This window comes from Salinimonas iocasae (assembly GCF_006228385.1).
In the GTDB taxonomy this organism is placed as follows: domain Bacteria; phylum Pseudomonadota; class Gammaproteobacteria; order Enterobacterales; family Alteromonadaceae; genus Alteromonas; species Alteromonas iocasae.
Window position 1 is genome coordinate 536,415 of sequence record NZ_CP039852.1, and the last position, 19,109, is coordinate 555,523.

Genomic DNA, 19,109 nt, shown 5'->3' on the forward strand with positions numbered 1-19,109 from the left:
GTTCAGGTTTTGGGTCAGCTATGATAAAGCAGTTAATCACTCTTACATTTACTTTATTGTGTATCGTGTCGGCACAGGCGCAGCAGCTAAAAGCCGTTCAGCTTTATACGCAGGATGAGTTAATTTCACTTATTAATGCCAATGCGCATCTAGACCGCGTGGTTGCTGACCGCTGCCAGTTGGTACAGGATATTGAGGCGCATGCTGAAGTGTTAAAGGAGCCAGCTTACCAGTTTTTATGGGGAGATATGCTGGCGTGGGGAGTGTGTGTTGATGCAGAGCCTGAGCGGGGTATCAAATTTATGCGCAGTTCGGCGCAGCAGGGGCTACCAGCGGCGCTTGAGCAACTCGGGCGCTATTATGCCTCTGGTAAACTGGTTCAGCAGGATACTCGCAGAGCTGTTATTTACCTGCGCGAAGCTGCCGCGCTGGGCAACTTAAACGCACAGCTTCAGCTGGTGAAATTATTCATTGATGGTCATGGTAGTCCGTATGATTACGAAGATGCCTATCGCTGGTTATTTAACGCCGTAACCGATAACAAAACCACGCATGCCAAAATTGACCGTTATCTCGCCCGACTCGAGCAGTTAATGCACCCCAAAGCCGTGCGCAATGCCCGCCAGATGGCTTACTAAGCCATTTCGATCTTCTCCGCTTCGCCTGAAGTAAAAGCCAGTTAAGTCGGTAAAGACAGCGCTTTGAGACAGCGTATCGTAAACGATGCGCTGGATAAGCCGTGTTTTCACGCTGATAACTGTTATACTGGCGCCATACTGTATTTATCTAACTACTTCAAGGGCGAAAGACGAACTGCATGAGTGACGACCCCCATTACCAGCGCGAGAAAGAAAAATATGAAAACCCGGTAGCCAGCCGGGAATTTCTTATGTCGGTTATAAAAGATCATGGCAAGCCGATCTCCTTTCTTGAAATATGTGCAGCGGTTGGTGCACAAGACGAGGAAAGCCACATTGGCGTGCAACGCCGGCTTCGCGCGATGGAACGGGAAGGGCAAATACAATTCACTAAGAGCAAACGTTATATCCTTCAGGATAAAGACGAATTGATTCGTGGACGCATAATAGGCCATCGCGATGGCTTTGGTTTTCTGCGTCCGGAAGATAACAGCGGTGATCTTTACATCAGCGGCGGTCAGATGCAGCTTTTTCTGCATGATGATGTGGTTGACGCTCGCGTCAGCGGTACAGACAGAAAAGGTCGTAAGGAAGGCTATGTTGTTGCTGTTGTCGAGCCGCGGCAAGAGCCGATTGTAGGGCGTTACTTCACAGAGCAGGGCTTTGGCGTCGTCATCCCGGATGATAGCCGCATCAATCACGAAATCGTCATTCCCCCTGAAAATGTTAATGGCGCCAGAATGGGCCAGGTGGTCGTTGTTGAACTGACGCAGCGCCCCCGCAGGCGAGTGAGCCCGGTAGGTAAGATAACCGAGATTCTGGGCGAGCACATGGCGCCTGGGATGGAAATTGAAATGGCATTGCGCACATTCGATATTCCCCATCAGTGGCCGCAGGGAGTTGAACGTGCAGTCAGTCGTTTGACTGAACAGGTACCAGAAGATGCCAAGCAGGGCAGAATCGATTTAAGACAGTTACCTCTGGTCACCATTGACGGTGAAGATGCCCGTGACTTTGATGATGCGGTGTTCTGTGAACCTCTGGACAATGGTGGCTGGCAGCTTTGGGTTGCTATTGCAGATGTAAGTCATTACGTGCGCCCTGGGACAGCACTGGATACTGAAGCGGTTAACCGGGGTAATTCGGTGTACTTCCCCGAGCAGGTTATTCCTATGCTGCCCGAGGTTCTGTCAAACGGACTGTGCTCGCTGAATCCGGAAGTCGACCGTTTGTGTATGGTCTGCGAGATGACAATCTCGGCAGAAGGGAAATTGCAGGCCTATCAGTTTTATGAAGCGGTGATGAATTCCCATGCACGACTAACCTATACCAAAGTGTGGAATATTCTGCAGGGTGATAAAGATCTGCATCAGCGGTACGAATCACACGTGGGCCATTTACGTAATTTGCACGACTTGTATCGGGTACTGCACAAAGCCCGGCAGCGTCGCGGTGCTATTGAGTTTGAAACTCAGGAAAGCAAATTCGTATTTAACGCGCAGCGCAAGATTGAAGACATTGTGCCGGTTCAGCGTAACGATGCACATAAAATGATCGAAGAGTGTATGATTCTGGCCAATGTCAGCGCAGCTCAAATGCTTGAATCACACAGTGCGCCAGCGCTGTACAGAGTCCATGATAAACCGGATGCCGATCGTCTTACTGCATTTACCTCCTATCTGGCAGAGATAGGTGTTCCCCATCATATTACTGAAGATGCCTCACCGTCAGACTTCACTGCGGTAGTAAATAAAACCCGTAGTCGTCCTGATCAGGAACTGATTCAGACAATGCTTCTGCGCTCAATGAAACAAGCGGTCTATGATGGCGATAATGTCGGCCACTTCGGCCTTGCTCTTGCGCAATATGCACACTTTACGTCCCCGATTCGCCGCTATCCGGACCTGGTTGTGCATCGCGCCATTAAGGGCATTCTGGCCAAGCAACCTTTCAAACAAAAAGTGTCGGGGGCGAAGGCATACACCGAAGAAGAAATTGAACAGCTGGGCGAACAGTGTTCAATGACGGAACGACGCGCTGATGATGCAACACGCGATGTGGCTGATTGGCTTAAATGTGAGTTTATGCAGGACCATGTGGGCAGCAGTTTTGATGGCGTTGTCAGTTCAGTGACTACGTTTGGCCTGTTTATTCGCCTGGTTGACTACCATATCGATGGATTAGTGCATATCACCTCACTAAAAGATGATTTCTATCATTATGACGCGGTCAAACAATCATTGTCAGGTGAATCCGGTGCACGTCAGTTCCGCCTGGGTGACACTGTTTCAGTACAGGTTGCAGCGGTGAATCTTGATGAAAGAAAGATTGATTTGGTACTGGATGATTCCATGCTAAAGAATCGTTCAGGAAAAAAGGTGAAAGTTCGTTCTGCGGGCAAAAAATCAACCGGTAAGCCCCCACGTGATAAGGCTAAAGAAAAGCCTCGAAAAGGGGCGGGTAACAACAGACCTAAAAAGCAAGAAAAAGCAAAAGGCAAGAAGAAGTAAATGGCACAGAACGAGTGGTTGTACGGCCTGCACGCAGTTGATGCAGTACTGGCAACAGAACCAGAACGAATTATTGAAATATTTGCGCTTAAAGGCAGAAATGATGATCGGCTGAACGATGCGGTAAATCAGGCCCGTCGCTTTGGTATCAGTGTTCAGTTTTGTCACCGGAAGGTGCTGGACGATAAAGTGAGCGGTGAGCAGCATCAGGGCATCGTCGCTAAAGCAAAGCCTGGCAGAGTGCTTGACGAGAATGACCTTGACAGGCTTATCGAACAAAACCAGTCGCCATTGTTTTTGGTACTCGATGGCGTAACCGATCCTCATAATCTTGGTGCATGTCTGAGAACCGCAAACGCAGCGGGCGCCAGCGCCGTTATTGTTCCCAAAGATAAATCGGCAGGCCTGACCGGCACCGCGCGCAAAGTAGCCTGTGGTGCCGCAGAAACGACGCCATTTATTCAGGTTACTAACCTTTCTCGTACGCTTAAAGCAATGCAAGGCCAGGGCGTTTGGGTAATTGGCACTGCTGGAGAGGCAACGCAGGAAATTTACGATGTTACGCTCAAAGGGCCGATGGCGTTGGTAATGGGCGCTGAAGGCAAGGGGATGCGTCGGTTAACCCGTGAAACCTGCGATGAACTGGTTAAGCTGCCTATGGCAGGCAGCGTAACAAGTTTGAATGTATCGGTGGCTACCGGTATCTGTCTTTACGAAATGGTACGCCAACGCCGCTAATCTGTTTTTCAATTTCATACCCTTAAAGGCTGTAAGTGAATTTATCTTTACAGCCTTTTTTGTTTAAAGTTTGTCCTTTCTCTTTAATTCGCTCAAAAAATACCCTAGCTTAGCGATATTGCGATTTGTTAACAATTTGTTGCACTTTGCAGTAGCCATGCTGATCATGCGGTTTTACTTGTTAGTTCATCGTTTTTTTAAAAGATGACATCGGGTATGAAGCGTGATAAGTATGTAATAAGCCTTATACATAAACCATCATCGGCTTTTGTATAGTGGCTATGTCGGATCGGGCAACCGATTCGAACGACGTGAAGATGTTCACGGTGCTTAGTAGTTCTGAGAGAGGCAGGGGAATGCGTCTTTTTCCGGGTAAAATGAAATCACCGGCTGATTTTCACAATAAGTAGATAACCCTTTTGTAACGCTACATTGAAGAGCGAGGGAGAAGTAACACTAAAACAATAAAATAAGATTAAAGGACAGCAAATGTTGAATAATAAACACACATTTTGTGGTAAAGCAGTAGTTGCATCGTTAACCCTTTTAAGTGCATCAGTCACAGCTGCGGTTAACAATGGTCCGGTTAAGGTCACAGAACCCGCGTCATCATCGCAAGCCGGCCAGCTACAAAATGTTCTTTCCCAGAAGTTATCGCTGGTTCAAGACGAACAGCGTTATATCGTGAAGTTCAAGCAGACGGGATCTGCTGCAATGAAGGGCAAAGATAAAGCTAACAAAGGCCCGAATGAAAACGCTGCTGATGCTGCGTTTGATGCGATTGCAGCCAAAAACATTCTGAAAAATGCAGGCGCCAAGCCGCACAAAGTACTGGGCAAACATAAAATGGTTGCCGCTTCTATGAGCAAATCAGTACTGAACAAGCTTCGCAAAAATCCAAACATCGAAGAAATTGCGGACGATCCAAAGCGTAGCCTGATGGCGCAAACCACGCCTTATGGCATCAACATGGTACAGGCCAGCCAGTTCGCACAAAGCGACACAAGTGCGCGTCGCGTTTGTATTATCGATACAGGCTATAACCTGGGCCACAACGATTTGCCAGGTACTAACAATGGTTTGACTGGTAACGCGAATAACTCAGGTGTAGGTAACTGGTATAACGATGGCAATGGCCACGGTACGCACGTAGCCGGTACTATCGCGGCGTATGACAATACGCAGGGCGTTGTGGGTGTTTATCCTGGCGTTAATATGCATATCGTTAAGATTTTTGACGATAACGGTAACTGGACGTATGCATCAGATATCATTGACGGTATTACGCAATGTCAGAACGCCGGTGCTAACGTAGTCAACATGAGTCTTGGTGGTGGTGGTTCATCATCAGCTGAAGGTTCTGCGATGCAGGGTTTTGTGGATGACGGAATGCTTCTGGTTGCAGCAGCTGGTAACGATGGTAACAGTACTAAATCTTACCCGGCTTCTTACAGCGCGGTTATGTCTGTAGCAGCAGTTGATTCTAATGAAAATCACGCGAGCTACTCACAGTACAACTCTGCGGTAGAAATCGCTGCTCCCGGTTCTTCTGTGTATTCAACGTATCCTGATAACTCGTATGCAACCCTAAACGGTACATCAATGGCGACGCCACACGTTGCAGGTGCTGCGGCATTAGTATGGAGCTACTTCCCACAGTGTACCAACACGCAAATTCGTAGCGCTCTGAACGCTACTGCGAAAGACCGTGGTACATCAGGGCGTGATAACTATTATGGTTACGGTATCGTGAAGGTGTCTAATGCTGTTGATTACCTGAATACAAATGGCTGTGACGGCACAGGTTCTGGCGGCGGTACTGGCGGTGGCGGCGTTGAGCCGGTATCAGGTCAGTTATCTAACCTGTCAGGAACAAGCGGTGCATGGGATCGTTACACGTGGGATATTCCTTCTGGCGTATCTACTATGACTGTTCGTATCTCAGGTGGTTCAGGCGATGCTGATCTGTATGTCAGATATGGTGCACAGCCTTCGACATCTACCTATGACTGCCGTCCTTATAAAAACGGCAACGATGAAGTATGTACATTCAGCAATCCTTCATCAGGTACATGGCACATCGGTTTACGTGGATATAGCGCGTATTCTGGCGTAACCATGAACTACAGCTACGAGTAATATACTTAGCTAATATGATTAAGGCCGCATCTGCGGCCTTTTTTATGTGGATAATATAGTATGCCCCTCCGATGGTTGTCATCAGCCATTGTGATTGTTAGTCTGTGCGGCCTCAAAGCTGAGCATTTTCGCACAAGAATATTGGCCGCTACGGTTCTTTTTCCCGCAGCTGTCACTCACATTTCACTGGCCATCGGCCGGCCGTAAAAAATACACGGTATCGCCTAAAAATAATTCAAAATTGGCCTATCGTTACCCTATCTTTTCTGTTATCATTTCGCGCCCTTTTTATGGGGGTATGTATATAAAAGCAACAGCAGTTGTTGCTTTTAGCAGCTAAACGACTCGAAAGAGTCTTAATTTATCAGCGGAGCACTAACATGATCCAAATGCAAACTAACCTGGACGTTGCAGATAACAGCGGCGCTCGCAGGGTTCAGTGTATTAAGGTTCTGGGTGGCTCGCATCGCCGTTATGCAGGTATCGGTGACATCATCAAAGTTACCGTCAAGGAAGCAATTCCTCGCGGTAAAGTTAAAAAAGGTGACGTACTGAGCGCAGTGGTGGTGCGTACTAGAAAAGGCGTTCGTCGTGCAGATGGTTCTACCATCCGTTTCGATAATAACGCGGCTGTTTTGTTGAATGCCAACAAACAACCAATTGGTACGCGTATCTTTGGACCGGTTACCCGTGAGCTGAGAAGTGAAAACTTCATGAAAATCATCTCATTGGCCCCAGAGGTACTATAAGGAGTCACGATAATGGCTAGAAAAATTCGTCGTGATGATGAAGTAGTCGTATTAGCGGGTAAAGATAAAGGTAAACAAGGCAAAGTCCTTAAAGTACTGACATCTGATGACCGTGTAGTTGTAGAAGGCGTAAATCTTTCTAAGAAACACCAAAAGCCTAACCCTCAACTGGGTGAGCCAGGTGGTATCGTAGAAAAAGAAGCTTCTATTCACATTTCTAATGTTGCGATTGTTAACCCGGCAACGGGTAAAGCGGATCGTATTGGTTTCCGTACTGAAGACGAGAAGAAAGTTCGTTTCTTCAAGTCGAACGGTGAACTTGTTTAATTAATTGGAGAGTACGATGGCGAAACTGCATGATTTCTATAAAGAAACAGTAGTAGCTGAACTTGCGAAGCAGTTCGGGTACAAAAGCGTCATGCAAGTCCCTCGGATTGAAAAGATCACCCTGAACATGGGTCTGGGTGAAGCAGTTGCTGACAAGAAGGTGCTTGAAGCTGCGACCGCCGATATGGCGTCAATCGCAGGTCAAAAGCCGGTTGTTACAGTTGCTAGAAAATCAGTAGCGGGCTTCAAAATCCGTGAAGGTTATCCGATTGGCTGTAAAGTAACCCTGCGCGGCGAACGTATGTGGGAATTCCTTGAGCGTTTGGTATCAATCGCTATCCCGCGTATTCGCGACTTCCGTGGATTGAATCCTAAGTCTTTCGACGGACGTGGTAACTACAGTATGGGCGTGCGTGAGCAAATCATTTTCCCTGAAATCGATTTCGATAAAGTGGATAAGGTTCGTGGTATGGATATTACTATCACTACCAGTGCCGACAATAATGAAGAAGCACGTGCTCTGCTGGACGCGTTTAACTTCCCATTCAAAAAGTAAGGGGTGTAGGGTTATGGCAAAAGAATCAATGAAGGCTCGTGAAGCTAAGCGTGAAAAGCTTGTTGCTAAGTACGCTGAAAAGCGCGCCGCACTTAAAGCGATTATCAGCGACGTTAACGCTTCTGAAGAAGAGCGTTGGGACGCTGTTCTGAAGCTACAACAACTACCACGTGATTCATCCAGAGTTCGTCAGCAAAACCGCTGCCGCATTACTGGTCGTCCACATGGTTACCTACGCAAATTCGGTCTTAGCCGTATCAAGCTGCGTGAAGCAGCGATGCGCGGTGAAGTCCCTGGCTTGAAAAAAGCCAGCTGGTAAGGAGTAGCTGATAATGAGCATGCAAGATCCTATCGCGGATATGTTTACCCGCATCCGTAACGGCCAGATGGCACAGAAAGTTTCTGTGGCTATGCCATCTTCTAAACTGCGCACTGCTATCTGTGGTGTTCTGAAAGAAGAAGGTTATATCACTGACTTCGCTGTTTCTGGTGACGTTAAGCCTGTTTTGGAAGTAGAACTTAAGTACTTCGAAGGCAAGCAAGTAATTGACACTATTGAACGTGTAAGCCGTCCTGGTCTGCGCATCTATAAGAAAAAAGATGAGCTGCCAAAAGTAATGGGTGGTCTAGGCGTAGCTATCGTGTCGACTTCTAAAGGTGTGATGACTGACCGTGCTGCGCGTAAAGCAGGCATGGGCGGTGAGATCATCGGTTATGTTGCGTAATCGGAGGAGTTGAAATGTCACGAGTAGCAAAAGCCCCGGTAGACATCGCATCAGGCGTAGAAATTTCTATCTCTGGTCAGGATGTAACCGTTAAAGGTAAGAATGGCACTTTGACACGCACTTTCAACGAAGCCGTTGAAGTGGTTCAGGAAGAAAACCAGCTTAAAGCACTACCTCGCGAAGGTTTTGCTGAAGCATGGGCGCAAGCAGGTACTGTACGTGCGCTTCTGAACAGCATGATTCAAGGTGTTACACAAGGTTTTGAGAAAAAGCTTCAGTTAAACGGTGTTGGTTACCGTGCGCAAGCACAAGGTAGCAAGCTTAACCTGACACTGGGTTTCTCTCATCCTGTTGCATACGAAATGCCTGAAGGCATTACGGTTGAAACTCCTAGCCAAACTGAAATCGTCGTCAAAGGCGCCGATAAGCAGGTGGTAGGACAGGTTGCGGCGAACATCCGTGCATATCGTCCACCAGAGCCTTACAAAGGCAAAGGTATTCGTTATGCCGATGAGTATGTACGTCGTAAAGAAGCTAAGAAAAAGTAGGTGGGTGATACGATGGATAAGAAAGCAGCTCGCTTGCGTCGCGCAACTCGCGCACGCGCTAAATTTCGTGAACTGGCCGCGCATCGCTTGGTTGTAAACCGTACACCTCGCCACATTTATGCTCAGCTTATCGCCGCAGGCGGTGCTGAAGTATTGGCGGCAGCTTCTACCGTTGAAAAAGATCTGGCTAAAGATCTGAAATCAACAGGCAATGCTGAAGCAGCGGCAGTTGTTGGTAAAGTTATCGCAGAGCGTGCAAAAGAGAAAGGCATTGAACAAGTGGCTTTCGATCGCAGCGGTTTCAAATACCACGGTCGTGTTAAAGCATTAGCTGATGCAGCTCGCGAAGCTGGCCTTCAGTTCTAGGAGTTTATAATGGCTAAACAAGATGTTCAAAACGGTGATATGCTGGAAAAATTGATCGCTGTAAACCGCGTTTCTAAAGTGGTTAAAGGTGGTCGAATCTTCAGTTTCACTGCATTGACGGTAGTGGGTGACGGCAATGGTCGCGTTGGTTTTGGTTACGGTAAAGCACGTGAAGTGCCAGCCGCAATCCAAAAAGCAATGGAAAAGGCTCGCCGTAACATGGTAACTGTTGACCTTAAAGGTCACACGTTGCAGCACCCAATCAAAGGTCGTCACTCTGGCTCTAAAGTTTACATGCAGCCTGCATCAGAAGGTACTGGTATTATCGCCGGTGGTGCAATGCGTGCGGTACTTGAAGTAGCTGGTGTACAAAACGTACTTTCAAAATGTTACGGCTCGACTAACCCAATGAACGTTGTTCGCGCAACGATCAATGCACTAACAGAGATGAATTCTCCTGCTGGTGTTGCTGCCAAGCGTGGGTTGTCAGTAGAAGAGATTTTGGGGTAAGCAAACATGGCAACGATTAAAGTAAAGCAAACGAAAAGTGCAATTGGCCGTCTGCCAAAGCACAAAGCAACGCTTAAAGGCCTAGGCCTTCGTAAAATCAACCATGTTCGCGAGTTGGAAGACACCCCAGCTGTTCGTGGCATGATCAACCGTGTTAATTACATGGTTGAAATCGTCGAGGAGTAAGACATGCGTTTGAATGATATTTCTCCTGCTCCAGGAGCAAAAAGTTCTGGTAAGCGTGTTGGCCGTGGTATCGGCTCAGGTCTTGGTAAAACCGGTGGCCGTGGTCACAAAGGTCAGAAAAGCCGTTCAGGCGGTTCTGTGAAGCCAGGATTTGAAGGTGGTCAGATGCCAATTCAGCGCCGTCTGCCTAAATTTGGTTTCACATCTCGTAAGAGCATGGTCACAGACCAGGTTACGTTGACTGAAATCGCGAAGGTAGAAGGTGACACTGCATCTCTTGAGACTTTAAAAGCAGCGGGTATTGTGAAAAAGCATATCCAGTTTGTTAAAGTCGTTAAGAGCGGTGAAGCGTCACGCGCTGTAACGGTTAGCGGGTTAAAGGTTACAAAAGGCGCTCGCGAAGCGATTGAAGCTGCCGGCGGTAAAGTAGAGGAATAAGCTAGATGGCTAAACCAGGATTGGATTCGGGCGCGAAAAGCGGCCTTAGTGAGCTTAAGGCGAGATTGTTGTTCGTATTCGGTGCGATCGTAGTATTCCGGTTGGGGTCTTATGTCCCGATTCCTGGAATTGATCCTGCGGTCCTGGCCGACTTGTTCGAGCAGCAGAAAGGTACCATCGTAGAAATGTTTAACATGTTCTCCGGTGGCGCTCTTGAGCGTGCATCCGTTCTGGCTTTGGGCATTATGCCATACATTACTGCGTCCATTATTATGCAGTTGCTCACGGTGGTTCACCCACCGATGATGGAGCTTAAAAAAGAAGGCGAGGCAGGCCGTCGTAAGATCAGTCAGTATACGCGTTATCTGACGCTGATACTGGCTACTTTCCAAGCAATTGGAATCGCGACCAACCTGCCAAACCTGATTAATGGATTGGTGATAAGTCCTGGCTTCGGATTCTACTTTACAGCGGTAGTGAGCTTGGTCACAGGAACTATGTTCCTGATGTGGCTGGGTGAGCAAATTACTGAAAGAGGTATCGGTAACGGTATTTCTATCCTGATATTTGCTGGTATTGTTGCCGGTCTGCCAACAGCGATAGGTCAGACCGCGGAACAAGCAAGACAGGGTGATATTAACTTATTATTCCTGTTATTGATTGGCGCCATCATTGTTGGCCTTATCTATCTGGTCGTGTTCGTTGAACGTGCACAGCGCCGGATTGTGGTAAACTACGCTAAACGTCAGCAGGGCCGTAAGGTTTATGCTGCGCAAAGCACTCATTTACCATTAAAGGTTAATATGGCTGGGGTTATCCCACCAATCTTTGCTTCCAGCATCATTCTGTTTCCCGGAACTATCGCAGGATGGTTCGGTCAGAATGAATCAACAGCTTGGTTGCAGGACGTAGCATTAATGCTGTCCCCTGGTCAGCCGCTGTACGTGATGCTTTATGCAGCAGCGATTATTTTCTTCTGTTTCTTCTATACCGCGCTGGTATTCAATCCTCGCGATACAGCAGATAATTTGAAGAAGTCTGGTGCATTTATCCCTGGTATCCGTCCGGGTGAACAAACATCACGTTATATCGATAAGGTAATGACTCGCCTGACACTGGCTGGCGCTCTTTACATAACCTTTATTTGTTTGGTGCCTGAATTCATGCTAATTGCCTGGAATGTGCCGTTCTACTTCGGTGGTACGTCACTACTCATTATTGTGGTAGTTATCATGGACTTTATGGCGCAGGTACAGACGCATCTGATGTCTAGTCAGTATGAGTCTGTTCTGAAGAAAGCTAATCTTAAAGGCTACGGCCGCTAAGATTAGTGCACTACGGAGTGATGTAATGAAAGTTCGTGCATCAGTAAAGAAGATTTGCCGTAACTGTAAAGTCATCAAGCGCAACGGTGTTGTGCGTGTGATTTGTACAGAGCCAAAGCATAAGCAAAGGCAAGGCTAATCATAAAAACGCGGTAAATTCTTTTTGAATAGATTTTAAGCTGAGCCTGACAGGTTCAGCTTAGTCTGTTACGTTAGAATGAACCTAATGTTGCAATTTAGTCGACGGGTAAGTATCCTATCGGGCTTTTTAGGCTGTCGACCAATATTAATATAGAGGAGTGCTGTTAATGGCCCGTATCGCTGGCATTAACATTCCTGAACACAAGCACACTGTAATCGCGCTTCAAGCGATTTATGGTGTAGGCGCAACTCGTGCTAAAGAGATCTGTGCTAACGCTGGTGTTGCAGAATCAACAAAAATCAAAGACCTTGACGAAGCGACTGTAGAGAAGCTGCGTGAAGAAGTCGGTAAATTCATGGTTGAAGGTGATCTTCGCCGTGATATCTCCATGAGCATCAAACGTTTGATGGACCTGGGTTGCTTCCGTGGTATACGCCACCGTCGTAGCTTGCCTCTACGTGGTCAGCGCACTAAAACAAATGCGCGTACCCGTAAAGGTCCTCGTAAGCCAATCAAGAAGTAAGCGGGGGAGTATAAGTTATGGCTAAACAACCAACTCGTACAACGCGTAAACGCGCTAAACGTCAGGTTGCAGACGGAATGGCTCATATCCATGCGTCTTTCAACAACACGATTGTGACTATTACTGACCGTTCTGGTAACGCTCTGGCATGGGCAACATCTGGTGGTTCAGGTTTCCGTGGTTCACGTAAATCTACCCCTTTTGCTGCACAGGTTGCTGCTGAGCGTGCAGGTGTTGCTGCACAAGAATACGGTCTGAAAAACCTAGAAGTATTTGTTAAAGGTCCAGGTCCAGGCCGTGAGTCTGCGATCCGTGCACTTAACGCTACTGGTTATAAGATCACAAACATTACCGATGTGACCCCTATTCCTCACAACGGTTGTCGTCCACCGAAAAAACGTCGCGTTTAATCGACGGACAGTTGGAGAAAGAACATGGCAAGATATTTGGGTCCAAAACTCAAACTTAGCCGTCGCGAAGGAACCGACCTGTTCCTGAAAAGCGGCGTTCGCGCAATCGATTCAAAATGTAAAATCGATACAGCGCCTGGTCAACACGGTGCCCGTCGTGGCCGTCTGTCTGACTACGGTGTTCAGCTGCGTGAAAAGCAAAAAGTTCGTCGTATGTATGGCGTTCTGGAAAAACAATTCCGCAACTACTATAAAGAAGCTGCACGTATTAAAGGCAACACAGGTGAAAACCTGCTTCAGCTTTTAGAGCAGCGTCTGGATAACGTAGTTTATCGTATGGGATTCGCCAGCACTCGTGCAGAAGCACGTCAGCTGGTTAGCCACAAAGCGATCATGGTAAATGGCCGTTGTGTGAACATTCCATCATTTAACGTTTCTGCCGAAGACGTGGTTTCTGTTCGTGAAAAAGCTAAAAAGCAAGCGCGTATCGTTGCTGCTTTAGAATTGGCTGACCAACGTGAGAAGCCAACCTGGATAGAAGTTGACAGCAATAAAATGGAAGGCACGTTCAAACGCGTTCCTGAAAGAACTGACCTGTCTGCTGATATTAACGAACAGTTGATCGTCGAACTTTACTCTAAGTAAAGCTAACTAAAGAGGAAGCATTGTGGGTTCTGTGACTGAATTCCTAAAACCGAGATTAGTTGAGATCGAGAACGTTTCTCCTACTCGTGCCAAAGTAACTTTGGAACCGCTGGAGCGTGGCTTCGGTCATACTCTGGGTAACGCCCTGCGTCGCATTTTACTGTCATCCATGCCTGGATGTGCAGTAACCGAAGTTGAAATTGATGGCGTACTACACGAGTACAGCACCAAAGAAGGTGTGCAAGAAGACGTCATCGAAATCTTGCTGAATCTGAAGGGTTTAGCAGTTCGTCTTGAAGGCAAAGACGAAGCTACGTTAACGATAGTGAAGTCTGGCGCTGGCCCTGTTGTTGCTGGTGATATTCAGCATGATGGTGATGTAGAGATTGTGAATCCTGACCACGTAATTTGTACGTTGACTGGCGAAACTGAAATCAGTATGCGCATCAAGGTAGAAATGGGCCGTGGTTACATTCCAGCTTCTACCCGTCGCTCCTCAGAAGATGATGATCGTCCAATTGGTCGTTTGTTAGTTGATGCTTCATTCAGCCCCGTTGAGCGTATTGCATACACTGTTGAGTCTGCTCGTGTTGAACAGCGCACAGACTTAGACAAGCTAATCATCGACATGGAAACAAATGGTACTCTGGATCCTGAAGAAGCGATCCGCCGTTCAGCAACGATTCTTGCTGAGCAGTTAGATGCCTTTGTTGACCTGCGCGATGTGTCAGAGCCAGTACAGAAAGAAGAGAAGCCGGAGTTCGATCCGATTCTACTTCGCCCTGTAGATGATCTGGAACTGACAGTACGTTCTGCAAACTGCTTGAAAGCGGAAGCTATCCAGTACATTGGTGACCTGGTTCAGCGCACTGAGGTAGAGCTACTTAAAACGCCAAACCTTGGTAAAAAATCGCTAACTGAAATCAAAGACGTGTTAGCCTCTCGTGGTCTATCTCTGGGTATGCGCCTGGAAAACTGGCCACCAGAGAGCATCGCTGACAAAGATTAATCAGGTTTTTATCAAACTGATTTGTAGAGAAGGATAAAACTATGCGCCATCGTAAGAGTGGTCGTCAGTTGAATCGCAACAGCAGCCATCGTCAAGCTATGTTCAAAAACATGGCCGGCTCTTTGGTCAAGCACGAAGTGATCAAAACGACGTTACCCAAAGCGAAAGAATTACGTCGCGTAATCGAGCCTCTAATCACACTTGCTAAGCAAGACAGTGTAGCAAACCGCCGTCTGGCTTTTGCACGTACTGGTGATAAAGAGGTTGTAGGTAAACTATTCAACGACCTAGGTCCTCGTTACGAGGCCCGCCCAGGCGGTTACACACGCATTCTTAAGTGTGGCTACCGTGCAGGCGATAATGCCCCAATGGCATTCGTTGAGCTAGTAGACCGCCCTGAAGTTGAAGTTGCTGAAGAAGCGGCGGAAACTGAAGAGTAAGCCGAACAAGCTTAAGTAAATAAAAAACCCCGCTCCGGCGGGGTTTTTTTGTACCGTTATAATGATTTCACTAGTGCTAAATAGTAGCTTACCTTAACTTATCACCTCATCTATTCACTTTATTCGAAGTCTCATCCTCTTCTTACAATCAACAAGCCTCAACAGCAAAATTTCATAATTAGTGAAATGCATATACTTGTAATGTTCAACTAAATTATTAATCCGAGACAATTCTATGATTAAATTTTTCACTTAAAATATAATGTAGGGTTCTGTTATAATCATAGCAATTTTTTGAGAGCCGCGCTCTCAAGCCTTAGATAATGATAAATAAGCAGCATTGTCTACACAGAGGCTTAATGTTAGGTGGGAGTACAAAAATGCCTGTTATCGTCAGTGTTGCAAAAACTGATGCATGGGAGAGGTTTAACAATCAGAACTCATCAAGTATTACGCACTTAGAGCATATCAAGGGTGGCTCTGAGTCATGTAGTATAATTCCTGAAATACTTGATGTGGAAACGGTTACTCACTTGACTGACTCCAATGATGTTTTAATTGCTTACGAACCTCTTCCTATTTTAGTTCAAAGATATGCAGGTTTCGAAGGAATAAATGAGGTTATTAAGCAATGGGCTGATACTTACACACCATTAGTAGATAATTTTCTATTAAATCGAGTAAAATTTTTAGATATCTACAACCCGCAAGCTTATGAGAACGCAAAGTGGGTAGATAATATCAACTTTCTTGCACAAAAAACTGTATCTCTTTCAGAGCAATTAGTTACTGAAAACTTAATTAGTTCTTCTTCTTATCATTTGTCAATTCTTAAATTTGTAGAAAGTAGAAAAATTAATAAGAGTAAGTCTCGCAAGTACGATATTGATGGGCTTAGTAAAGAGATTATTAGAGTAAAAGATTTAGAAAAAGATAACCTTTATCTTACATGGGAATTAGAAGAGCTCCATAATCTATATAAAAATAAGCTTGAACTACTCCAAAAAGATTATAATGCACTAACTACCCAGCTTTTATATGTTCAAGAAAAATATGAAGAGTTGTATCTGTCGTTTAATAACGCACCCAAAAATAGCATAGATATCGCAACTCTCCCCCCACCGGAAGATAAATATCAGGGATGGCGTATAGATCGAATAGTTGCTGCTAAATTAAAAAAACTGAGGAAATTTCAATCCGACGTGAGGTTAATTAAGTCAAGCCGATTTTTTAATTCAGAATGGTACTTGTTACAAAATCCTGATGTTGCTAAGGCCGGTAAGGATGCCGCTGAACACTATTTAAAATTTGGTGCTAATGAAGGAAGAAATCCATCCGATAATTTTAACGGAAATAAATACTTAAGACTTCATCCGGATGTCAAGGCTGCGGGGTTGAATCCACTTGTTCATTATTTGAGGTTTGGTAGGGATGAGAAGCGGCCGCTTCCTTAACAGTTCGAGACAAATATGGTTAATAACGATCTAATCATTCAGAAAGCAAATAGGCTGTATAGGCAAAATCGCTTTGCCGAGGCTTTGCAGTATTACCAAAAAGCTGGGAAGGTTTATGGTTCCGACTTTGTAGCGGTGAACATATCTTTATGTAAAATAAAAATTAAGACTCATAAGACGACTCCATGTCTTGATAACGGCGATTTAAATCAAACCCATGGTCAACAAAAATATATTACAGCTCTCGAAAAACAATTAGAGCAAACACAATCTTTAGCTGAAGCTTATTATAGAGAATTAGAGCAGCGAAAACGAAAGGGGAAAGCTGAGTAAATGAAAGTCTTAACTGTATTTGGAACAAGGCCGGAAGCCATAAAAATGGCCCCATTAGCGTTAAAACTGGCATCTACAGATGGTATCAACTCTAAAGTATGCGTGACTGCCCAGCATCGAGAAATGCTGGACCAGGTACTCGACTTGTTTAAGCTAACACCAGACTTTGACTTAAACTTGATGAAACCTGGTCAGGATCTTACTGATATAACTTCAGGCATACTCAAAGGTATGAAGCAGGTCTTTTCAGAATTCAAACCTGATATTGTATTGGTACATGGTGATACAGCGACGACTTTTGCAACAAGTTTAGCAGCATATTATCAGCAAATCCCTGTAGGGCATGTTGAAGCTGGTTTGCGAACAGGCAATATTTATTCACCATGGCCAGAAGAGGCAAATAGAAAGTTGACCGGCGCCATTAGTTCATTACATTTTGCGCCAACTGAAAAGTCTGAGTCTAATCTTCTGAATGAAGGAATTCAGCAGGCAGCGATACATGTGACGGGGAATACTGTAATTGATGCTTTGCTTAAAGTGTCTGCAAAGTTCGACAGTGACGAGAGATTGTTATCTGAAATGCAACGCAAGTTCGATTTTTTAGATAGCGATAAAAAGTTGATTCTTGTTACCGGTCACCGCAGAGAGAGTTTTGGTGGCGGATTTGAACGCATATGTTCTGCGCTTGCCCGCACTGCCGAGGCACATCCAGAGTGTCAAATTCTTTATCCTGTCCATCTTAATCCGAATGTGCAGGAGCCGGTCAAAAGATTATTGAGCGGTGTTTCCAATATTAAATTAATTGAGCCTCAGGATTATCTACCGTTTGTTTATTTGATGAATCAAGCCTATATCATTTTGACTGACTCGGGTGGTATTCAGGAAGAGGCGCCATCTTTAGGTAAGCCTGTACTAGTAATGCGTGATACTACAGAGCGCCCGGAAGCAGTTGACGCAGGCACAGTTCAGTTAGTAGGAACGGATATCGACAAAATCTCAAATAGCCTAACTCGTCTATTGACCGACAAACAGGCTTACAAAGATATGAGCTTTGCGCATAACCCGTACGGTGATGGTAAAGCTTGCGATAGAATTATTCAGATTTTAAAGGATCATCATGGAAATTAATAAAACAGTCTGTGTTGTAGGACTTGGTTACATAGGCCTTCCAACTGCAGCGCTATTGGCAAACAGAGGGTTTAAAGTTCACGGCGTCGATGTAGACAAACATGCTGTAGACACAATTAACGAAGGCAAGATTCACATCGTTGAGCCTGACCTTGACACGTTTGTTAATTCCGCAGTGAACAGTGGCATGCTGACAGCACATTTAGAGCCGGCTCCAGCTGATATTTTCCTGGTTGCTGTACCAACGCCATTTCATCACGACCAACTTAATCCTATTACCAATTCACCAGTTCCCAATGTAGATTACGTGGTAAAAGCAACTCAGGCTATCGCTCCCCATGTTAAGCCAGGTAATCTTGTTTTGCTTGAGTCTACATCTCCTGTTGGCACAACACAGATGATGGCAGATGAACTTGAAAAAGCAGGTGTAGATCTTTCTCAGATTCATGTTGCCCACTCGCCTGAAAGGGTACTACCTGGTCACATCATGCGTGAGCTGATAGAAAATGACCGTGTAGTAGGTGGTATCAACCAAGCTTCAACCGACGCGGCAGCAGATTTTTACCGTAGTTTTGTACAGGGCGAAGTGTTGGAAACCACTGCGAAGACTGCAGAAATGGCAAAACTAACGGAAAATGCGTTTAGAGACGTCAATATTGCCTTCGCTAATGAACTGTCTATGTTGAGTGATGATATGGACATTGATGTGTATGAACTGATATCGCTGGCGAATCACCATCCGAGAGTCAATATTCTACAGCCTGGCTGTGGAGTAGGTGGCCATTGTATATCCGTTGATCCTTGGTTTATTGTCAACTCTGCCAACGGCAAAGCTAAAATGGTTGAGCAAGCGCGGCGAACGAACGATTACAAATCAGATTGGGTAATCGAAAAAGTCAAAAACGCAGCACTGCAGTTTGAAAATCAACATGGGAAACAGCCTAAAGTAGCTTGCATGGGGTTAGCTTTTAAACCTGACATTGATGACCTGCGCGAGTCTCCTGCTCTTCGTATTGCAATTGCGTTGAGCAAAGAGCTAAACGTCGTTGCTGTGGAACCAAATGTTGAGAAAGTACAAAATTTGACATTGGTTTCCGAAACTGAGGCTGACCAAGCTGATATTTTGGTTTACCTGGTTGCACACAAGCAATTCAAAACACACTCCCCTAACGAGCATGCTTTAGATTTCGCAGGCTTGTTTAAGTAACATTCTATAAGCCTCCGAAGGGAGGCTTACTTCGTGTATACACAATCTTGCTCCGCCACATTA

At 45.7% G+C, this 19,109-nt stretch carries 25 protein-coding genes; all 25 read left to right on the forward strand.

The window, feature by feature from the left end:
* Nucleotides 1-20 precede the first annotated feature (20 nt).
* Nucleotides 21-638, forward strand: a complete 618-nt coding sequence (locus tag FBQ74_RS02320; protein WP_139755142.1) for a tetratricopeptide repeat protein — start codon at nt 21-23, stop codon at nt 636-638.
* 179 nt (nt 639-817) lie between these two features.
* Nucleotides 818-3,148: a ribonuclease R gene (gene rnr / locus FBQ74_RS02325; protein ID WP_139755143.1), complete on the forward strand. Its 2,331-nt coding sequence runs from the start codon at nt 818-820 to the stop codon at nt 3,146-3,148.
* Complete coding sequence (gene rlmB, locus FBQ74_RS02330) at nt 3,149-3,886, forward strand: 23S rRNA (guanosine(2251)-2'-O)-methyltransferase RlmB (RefSeq protein ID WP_139755144.1); 738 nt, start codon at nt 3,149-3,151, stop codon at nt 3,884-3,886.
* A gap of 489 nt (nt 3,887-4,375) precedes the next feature.
* Complete coding sequence (locus tag FBQ74_RS02335) at nt 4,376-6,025, forward strand: S8 family serine peptidase (RefSeq protein ID WP_139755145.1); 1,650 nt, start codon at nt 4,376-4,378, stop codon at nt 6,023-6,025.
* Between the two features lie 380 nt (nt 6,026-6,405).
* Entirely contained in the window at nt 6,406-6,774 is a 369-nt protein-coding gene (gene rplN / locus FBQ74_RS02340) for a 50S ribosomal protein L14 (RefSeq protein WP_139755146.1), read from the forward strand.
* Between the two features lie 12 nt (nt 6,775-6,786).
* The gene (rplX, locus tag FBQ74_RS02345) at nt 6,787-7,101 is read left to right on the forward strand and encodes a 50S ribosomal protein L24 (protein WP_139755147.1); all 315 of its coding nucleotides are present in this window, start codon (nt 6,787-6,789) and stop codon (nt 7,099-7,101) included.
* Between the two features lie 16 nt (nt 7,102-7,117).
* Nucleotides 7,118-7,657 carry a 50S ribosomal protein L5 gene (gene rplE / locus FBQ74_RS02350; RefSeq protein ID WP_139755148.1) on the forward strand — a complete coding sequence of 180 codons (540 nt, stop codon included), beginning with the start codon at nt 7,118-7,120 and terminating at the stop codon, nt 7,655-7,657.
* A gap of 13 nt (nt 7,658-7,670) precedes the next feature.
* The gene (gene rpsN / locus FBQ74_RS02355) at nt 7,671-7,976 is read left to right on the forward strand and encodes a 30S ribosomal protein S14 (RefSeq protein WP_139755149.1); all 306 of its coding nucleotides are present in this window, start codon (nt 7,671-7,673) and stop codon (nt 7,974-7,976) included.
* Between the two features lie 13 nt (nt 7,977-7,989).
* Nucleotides 7,990-8,382 carry a 30S ribosomal protein S8 gene (gene rpsH / locus FBQ74_RS02360; protein WP_139755150.1) on the forward strand — a complete coding sequence of 131 codons (393 nt, stop codon included), beginning with the start codon at nt 7,990-7,992 and terminating at the stop codon, nt 8,380-8,382.
* A gap of 14 nt (nt 8,383-8,396) precedes the next feature.
* The gene (gene rplF / locus FBQ74_RS02365) at nt 8,397-8,930 is read left to right on the forward strand and encodes a 50S ribosomal protein L6 (protein ID WP_139755151.1); all 534 of its coding nucleotides are present in this window, start codon (nt 8,397-8,399) and stop codon (nt 8,928-8,930) included.
* Nucleotides 8,931-8,942: 12 nt separating this feature from the next.
* Nucleotides 8,943-9,296 (forward strand): 50S ribosomal protein L18, encoded by a 354-nt coding sequence (gene rplR, locus FBQ74_RS02370; protein WP_139755152.1) that lies wholly within the window; start codon nt 8,943-8,945, stop codon nt 9,294-9,296.
* 9 nt (nt 9,297-9,305) lie between these two features.
* Entirely contained in the window at nt 9,306-9,806 is a 501-nt protein-coding gene (rpsE, locus tag FBQ74_RS02375; RefSeq protein ID WP_108568767.1) for a 30S ribosomal protein S5, read from the forward strand.
* 6 nt (nt 9,807-9,812) lie between these two features.
* Nucleotides 9,813-9,992: a 50S ribosomal protein L30 gene (rpmD, locus tag FBQ74_RS02380; protein ID WP_044058207.1), complete on the forward strand. Its 180-nt coding sequence runs from the start codon at nt 9,813-9,815 to the stop codon at nt 9,990-9,992.
* A gap of 3 nt (nt 9,993-9,995) precedes the next feature.
* Nucleotides 9,996-10,430, forward strand: a complete 435-nt coding sequence (rplO, locus tag FBQ74_RS02385; RefSeq protein ID WP_139755153.1) for a 50S ribosomal protein L15 — start codon at nt 9,996-9,998, stop codon at nt 10,428-10,430.
* A 5-nt stretch (nt 10,431-10,435) separates the two neighbouring features.
* Nucleotides 10,436-11,755, forward strand: a complete 1,320-nt coding sequence (gene secY / locus FBQ74_RS02390) for a preprotein translocase subunit SecY (RefSeq protein WP_139755154.1) — start codon at nt 10,436-10,438, stop codon at nt 11,753-11,755.
* 25 nt (nt 11,756-11,780) lie between these two features.
* Entirely contained in the window at nt 11,781-11,894 is a 114-nt protein-coding gene (gene rpmJ / locus FBQ74_RS02395) for a 50S ribosomal protein L36 (RefSeq protein ID WP_013786217.1), read from the forward strand.
* 169 nt (nt 11,895-12,063) lie between these two features.
* On the forward strand, nt 12,064-12,420 hold the full coding sequence (gene rpsM, locus FBQ74_RS02400; protein ID WP_139755155.1) for a 30S ribosomal protein S13: 357 nt from the start codon (nt 12,064-12,066) through the stop codon (nt 12,418-12,420).
* A gap of 17 nt (nt 12,421-12,437) precedes the next feature.
* Nucleotides 12,438-12,830, forward strand: coding sequence for a 30S ribosomal protein S11 (gene rpsK, locus FBQ74_RS02405; protein ID WP_137168129.1), 393 nt, complete (start codon nt 12,438-12,440; stop codon nt 12,828-12,830).
* 24 nt (nt 12,831-12,854) lie between these two features.
* On the forward strand, nt 12,855-13,475 hold the full coding sequence (gene rpsD / locus FBQ74_RS02410; protein ID WP_139755156.1) for a 30S ribosomal protein S4: 621 nt from the start codon (nt 12,855-12,857) through the stop codon (nt 13,473-13,475).
* A 19-nt stretch (nt 13,476-13,494) separates the two neighbouring features.
* The gene (locus FBQ74_RS02415; protein WP_139755157.1) at nt 13,495-14,484 is read left to right on the forward strand and encodes a DNA-directed RNA polymerase subunit alpha; all 990 of its coding nucleotides are present in this window, start codon (nt 13,495-13,497) and stop codon (nt 14,482-14,484) included.
* 41 nt (nt 14,485-14,525) lie between these two features.
* Entirely contained in the window at nt 14,526-14,924 is a 399-nt protein-coding gene (gene rplQ / locus FBQ74_RS02420; RefSeq protein ID WP_139755158.1) for a 50S ribosomal protein L17, read from the forward strand.
* Between the two features lie 380 nt (nt 14,925-15,304).
* Complete coding sequence (locus FBQ74_RS02425) at nt 15,305-16,378, forward strand: hypothetical protein (RefSeq protein WP_139755159.1); 1,074 nt, start codon at nt 15,305-15,307, stop codon at nt 16,376-16,378.
* Between the two features lie 15 nt (nt 16,379-16,393).
* The gene (locus FBQ74_RS02430; RefSeq protein ID WP_139755160.1) at nt 16,394-16,711 is read left to right on the forward strand and encodes a hypothetical protein; all 318 of its coding nucleotides are present in this window, start codon (nt 16,394-16,396) and stop codon (nt 16,709-16,711) included.
* The gene (gene wecB, locus FBQ74_RS02435) at nt 16,712-17,839 is read left to right on the forward strand and encodes a non-hydrolyzing UDP-N-acetylglucosamine 2-epimerase (RefSeq protein WP_139755161.1); all 1,128 of its coding nucleotides are present in this window, start codon (nt 16,712-16,714) and stop codon (nt 17,837-17,839) included.
* Nucleotides 17,829-19,046: a UDP-N-acetyl-D-mannosamine dehydrogenase gene (gene wecC, locus FBQ74_RS02440; protein ID WP_205912278.1), complete on the forward strand. Its 1,218-nt coding sequence runs from the start codon at nt 17,829-17,831 to the stop codon at nt 19,044-19,046. The genes wecB and wecC overlap by 11 nt, the downstream gene beginning before the upstream one ends.
* Nucleotides 19,047-19,109 lie beyond the last annotated feature (63 nt).

What these genes read in the sequence shown, in the direction of transcription:
- FBQ74_RS02320 (WP_139755142.1), top strand. Translation starts at nt 21, where the DNA reads ATGATAAAGCAGTTAATCACTCTTACATTTACTTTATTGTGTATCGTG.
- rnr (WP_139755143.1), top strand. Translation starts at nt 818, where the DNA reads ATGAGTGACGACCCCCATTACCAGCGCGAGAAAGAAAAATATGAAAAC.
- rlmB (WP_139755144.1), top strand. Translation starts at nt 3,149, where the DNA reads ATGGCACAGAACGAGTGGTTGTACGGCCTGCACGCAGTTGATGCAGTA.
- FBQ74_RS02335 (WP_139755145.1), top strand. Translation starts at nt 4,376, where the DNA reads ATGTTGAATAATAAACACACATTTTGTGGTAAAGCAGTAGTTGCATCG.
- rplN (WP_139755146.1), top strand. Translation starts at nt 6,406, where the DNA reads ATGATCCAAATGCAAACTAACCTGGACGTTGCAGATAACAGCGGCGCT.
- rplX (WP_139755147.1), top strand. Translation starts at nt 6,787, where the DNA reads ATGGCTAGAAAAATTCGTCGTGATGATGAAGTAGTCGTATTAGCGGGT.
- rplE (WP_139755148.1), top strand. Translation starts at nt 7,118, where the DNA reads ATGGCGAAACTGCATGATTTCTATAAAGAAACAGTAGTAGCTGAACTT.
- rpsN (WP_139755149.1), top strand. Translation starts at nt 7,671, where the DNA reads ATGGCAAAAGAATCAATGAAGGCTCGTGAAGCTAAGCGTGAAAAGCTT.
- rpsH (WP_139755150.1), top strand. Translation starts at nt 7,990, where the DNA reads ATGAGCATGCAAGATCCTATCGCGGATATGTTTACCCGCATCCGTAAC.
- rplF (WP_139755151.1), top strand. Translation starts at nt 8,397, where the DNA reads ATGTCACGAGTAGCAAAAGCCCCGGTAGACATCGCATCAGGCGTAGAA.
- rplR (WP_139755152.1), top strand. Translation starts at nt 8,943, where the DNA reads ATGGATAAGAAAGCAGCTCGCTTGCGTCGCGCAACTCGCGCACGCGCT.
- rpsE (WP_108568767.1), top strand. Translation starts at nt 9,306, where the DNA reads ATGGCTAAACAAGATGTTCAAAACGGTGATATGCTGGAAAAATTGATC.
- rpmD (WP_044058207.1), top strand. Translation starts at nt 9,813, where the DNA reads ATGGCAACGATTAAAGTAAAGCAAACGAAAAGTGCAATTGGCCGTCTG.
- rplO (WP_139755153.1), top strand. Translation starts at nt 9,996, where the DNA reads ATGCGTTTGAATGATATTTCTCCTGCTCCAGGAGCAAAAAGTTCTGGT.
- secY (WP_139755154.1), top strand. Translation starts at nt 10,436, where the DNA reads ATGGCTAAACCAGGATTGGATTCGGGCGCGAAAAGCGGCCTTAGTGAG.
- rpmJ (WP_013786217.1), top strand. Translation starts at nt 11,781, where the DNA reads ATGAAAGTTCGTGCATCAGTAAAGAAGATTTGCCGTAACTGTAAAGTC.
- rpsM (WP_139755155.1), top strand. Translation starts at nt 12,064, where the DNA reads ATGGCCCGTATCGCTGGCATTAACATTCCTGAACACAAGCACACTGTA.
- rpsK (WP_137168129.1), top strand. Translation starts at nt 12,438, where the DNA reads ATGGCTAAACAACCAACTCGTACAACGCGTAAACGCGCTAAACGTCAG.
- rpsD (WP_139755156.1), top strand. Translation starts at nt 12,855, where the DNA reads ATGGCAAGATATTTGGGTCCAAAACTCAAACTTAGCCGTCGCGAAGGA.
- rplQ (WP_139755158.1), top strand. Translation starts at nt 14,526, where the DNA reads ATGCGCCATCGTAAGAGTGGTCGTCAGTTGAATCGCAACAGCAGCCAT.
- FBQ74_RS02425 (WP_139755159.1), top strand. Translation starts at nt 15,305, where the DNA reads ATGCCTGTTATCGTCAGTGTTGCAAAAACTGATGCATGGGAGAGGTTT.
- FBQ74_RS02430 (WP_139755160.1), top strand. Translation starts at nt 16,394, where the DNA reads ATGGTTAATAACGATCTAATCATTCAGAAAGCAAATAGGCTGTATAGG.
- wecB (WP_139755161.1), top strand. Translation starts at nt 16,712, where the DNA reads ATGAAAGTCTTAACTGTATTTGGAACAAGGCCGGAAGCCATAAAAATG.
- wecC (WP_205912278.1), top strand. Translation starts at nt 17,829, where the DNA reads ATGGAAATTAATAAAACAGTCTGTGTTGTAGGACTTGGTTACATAGGC.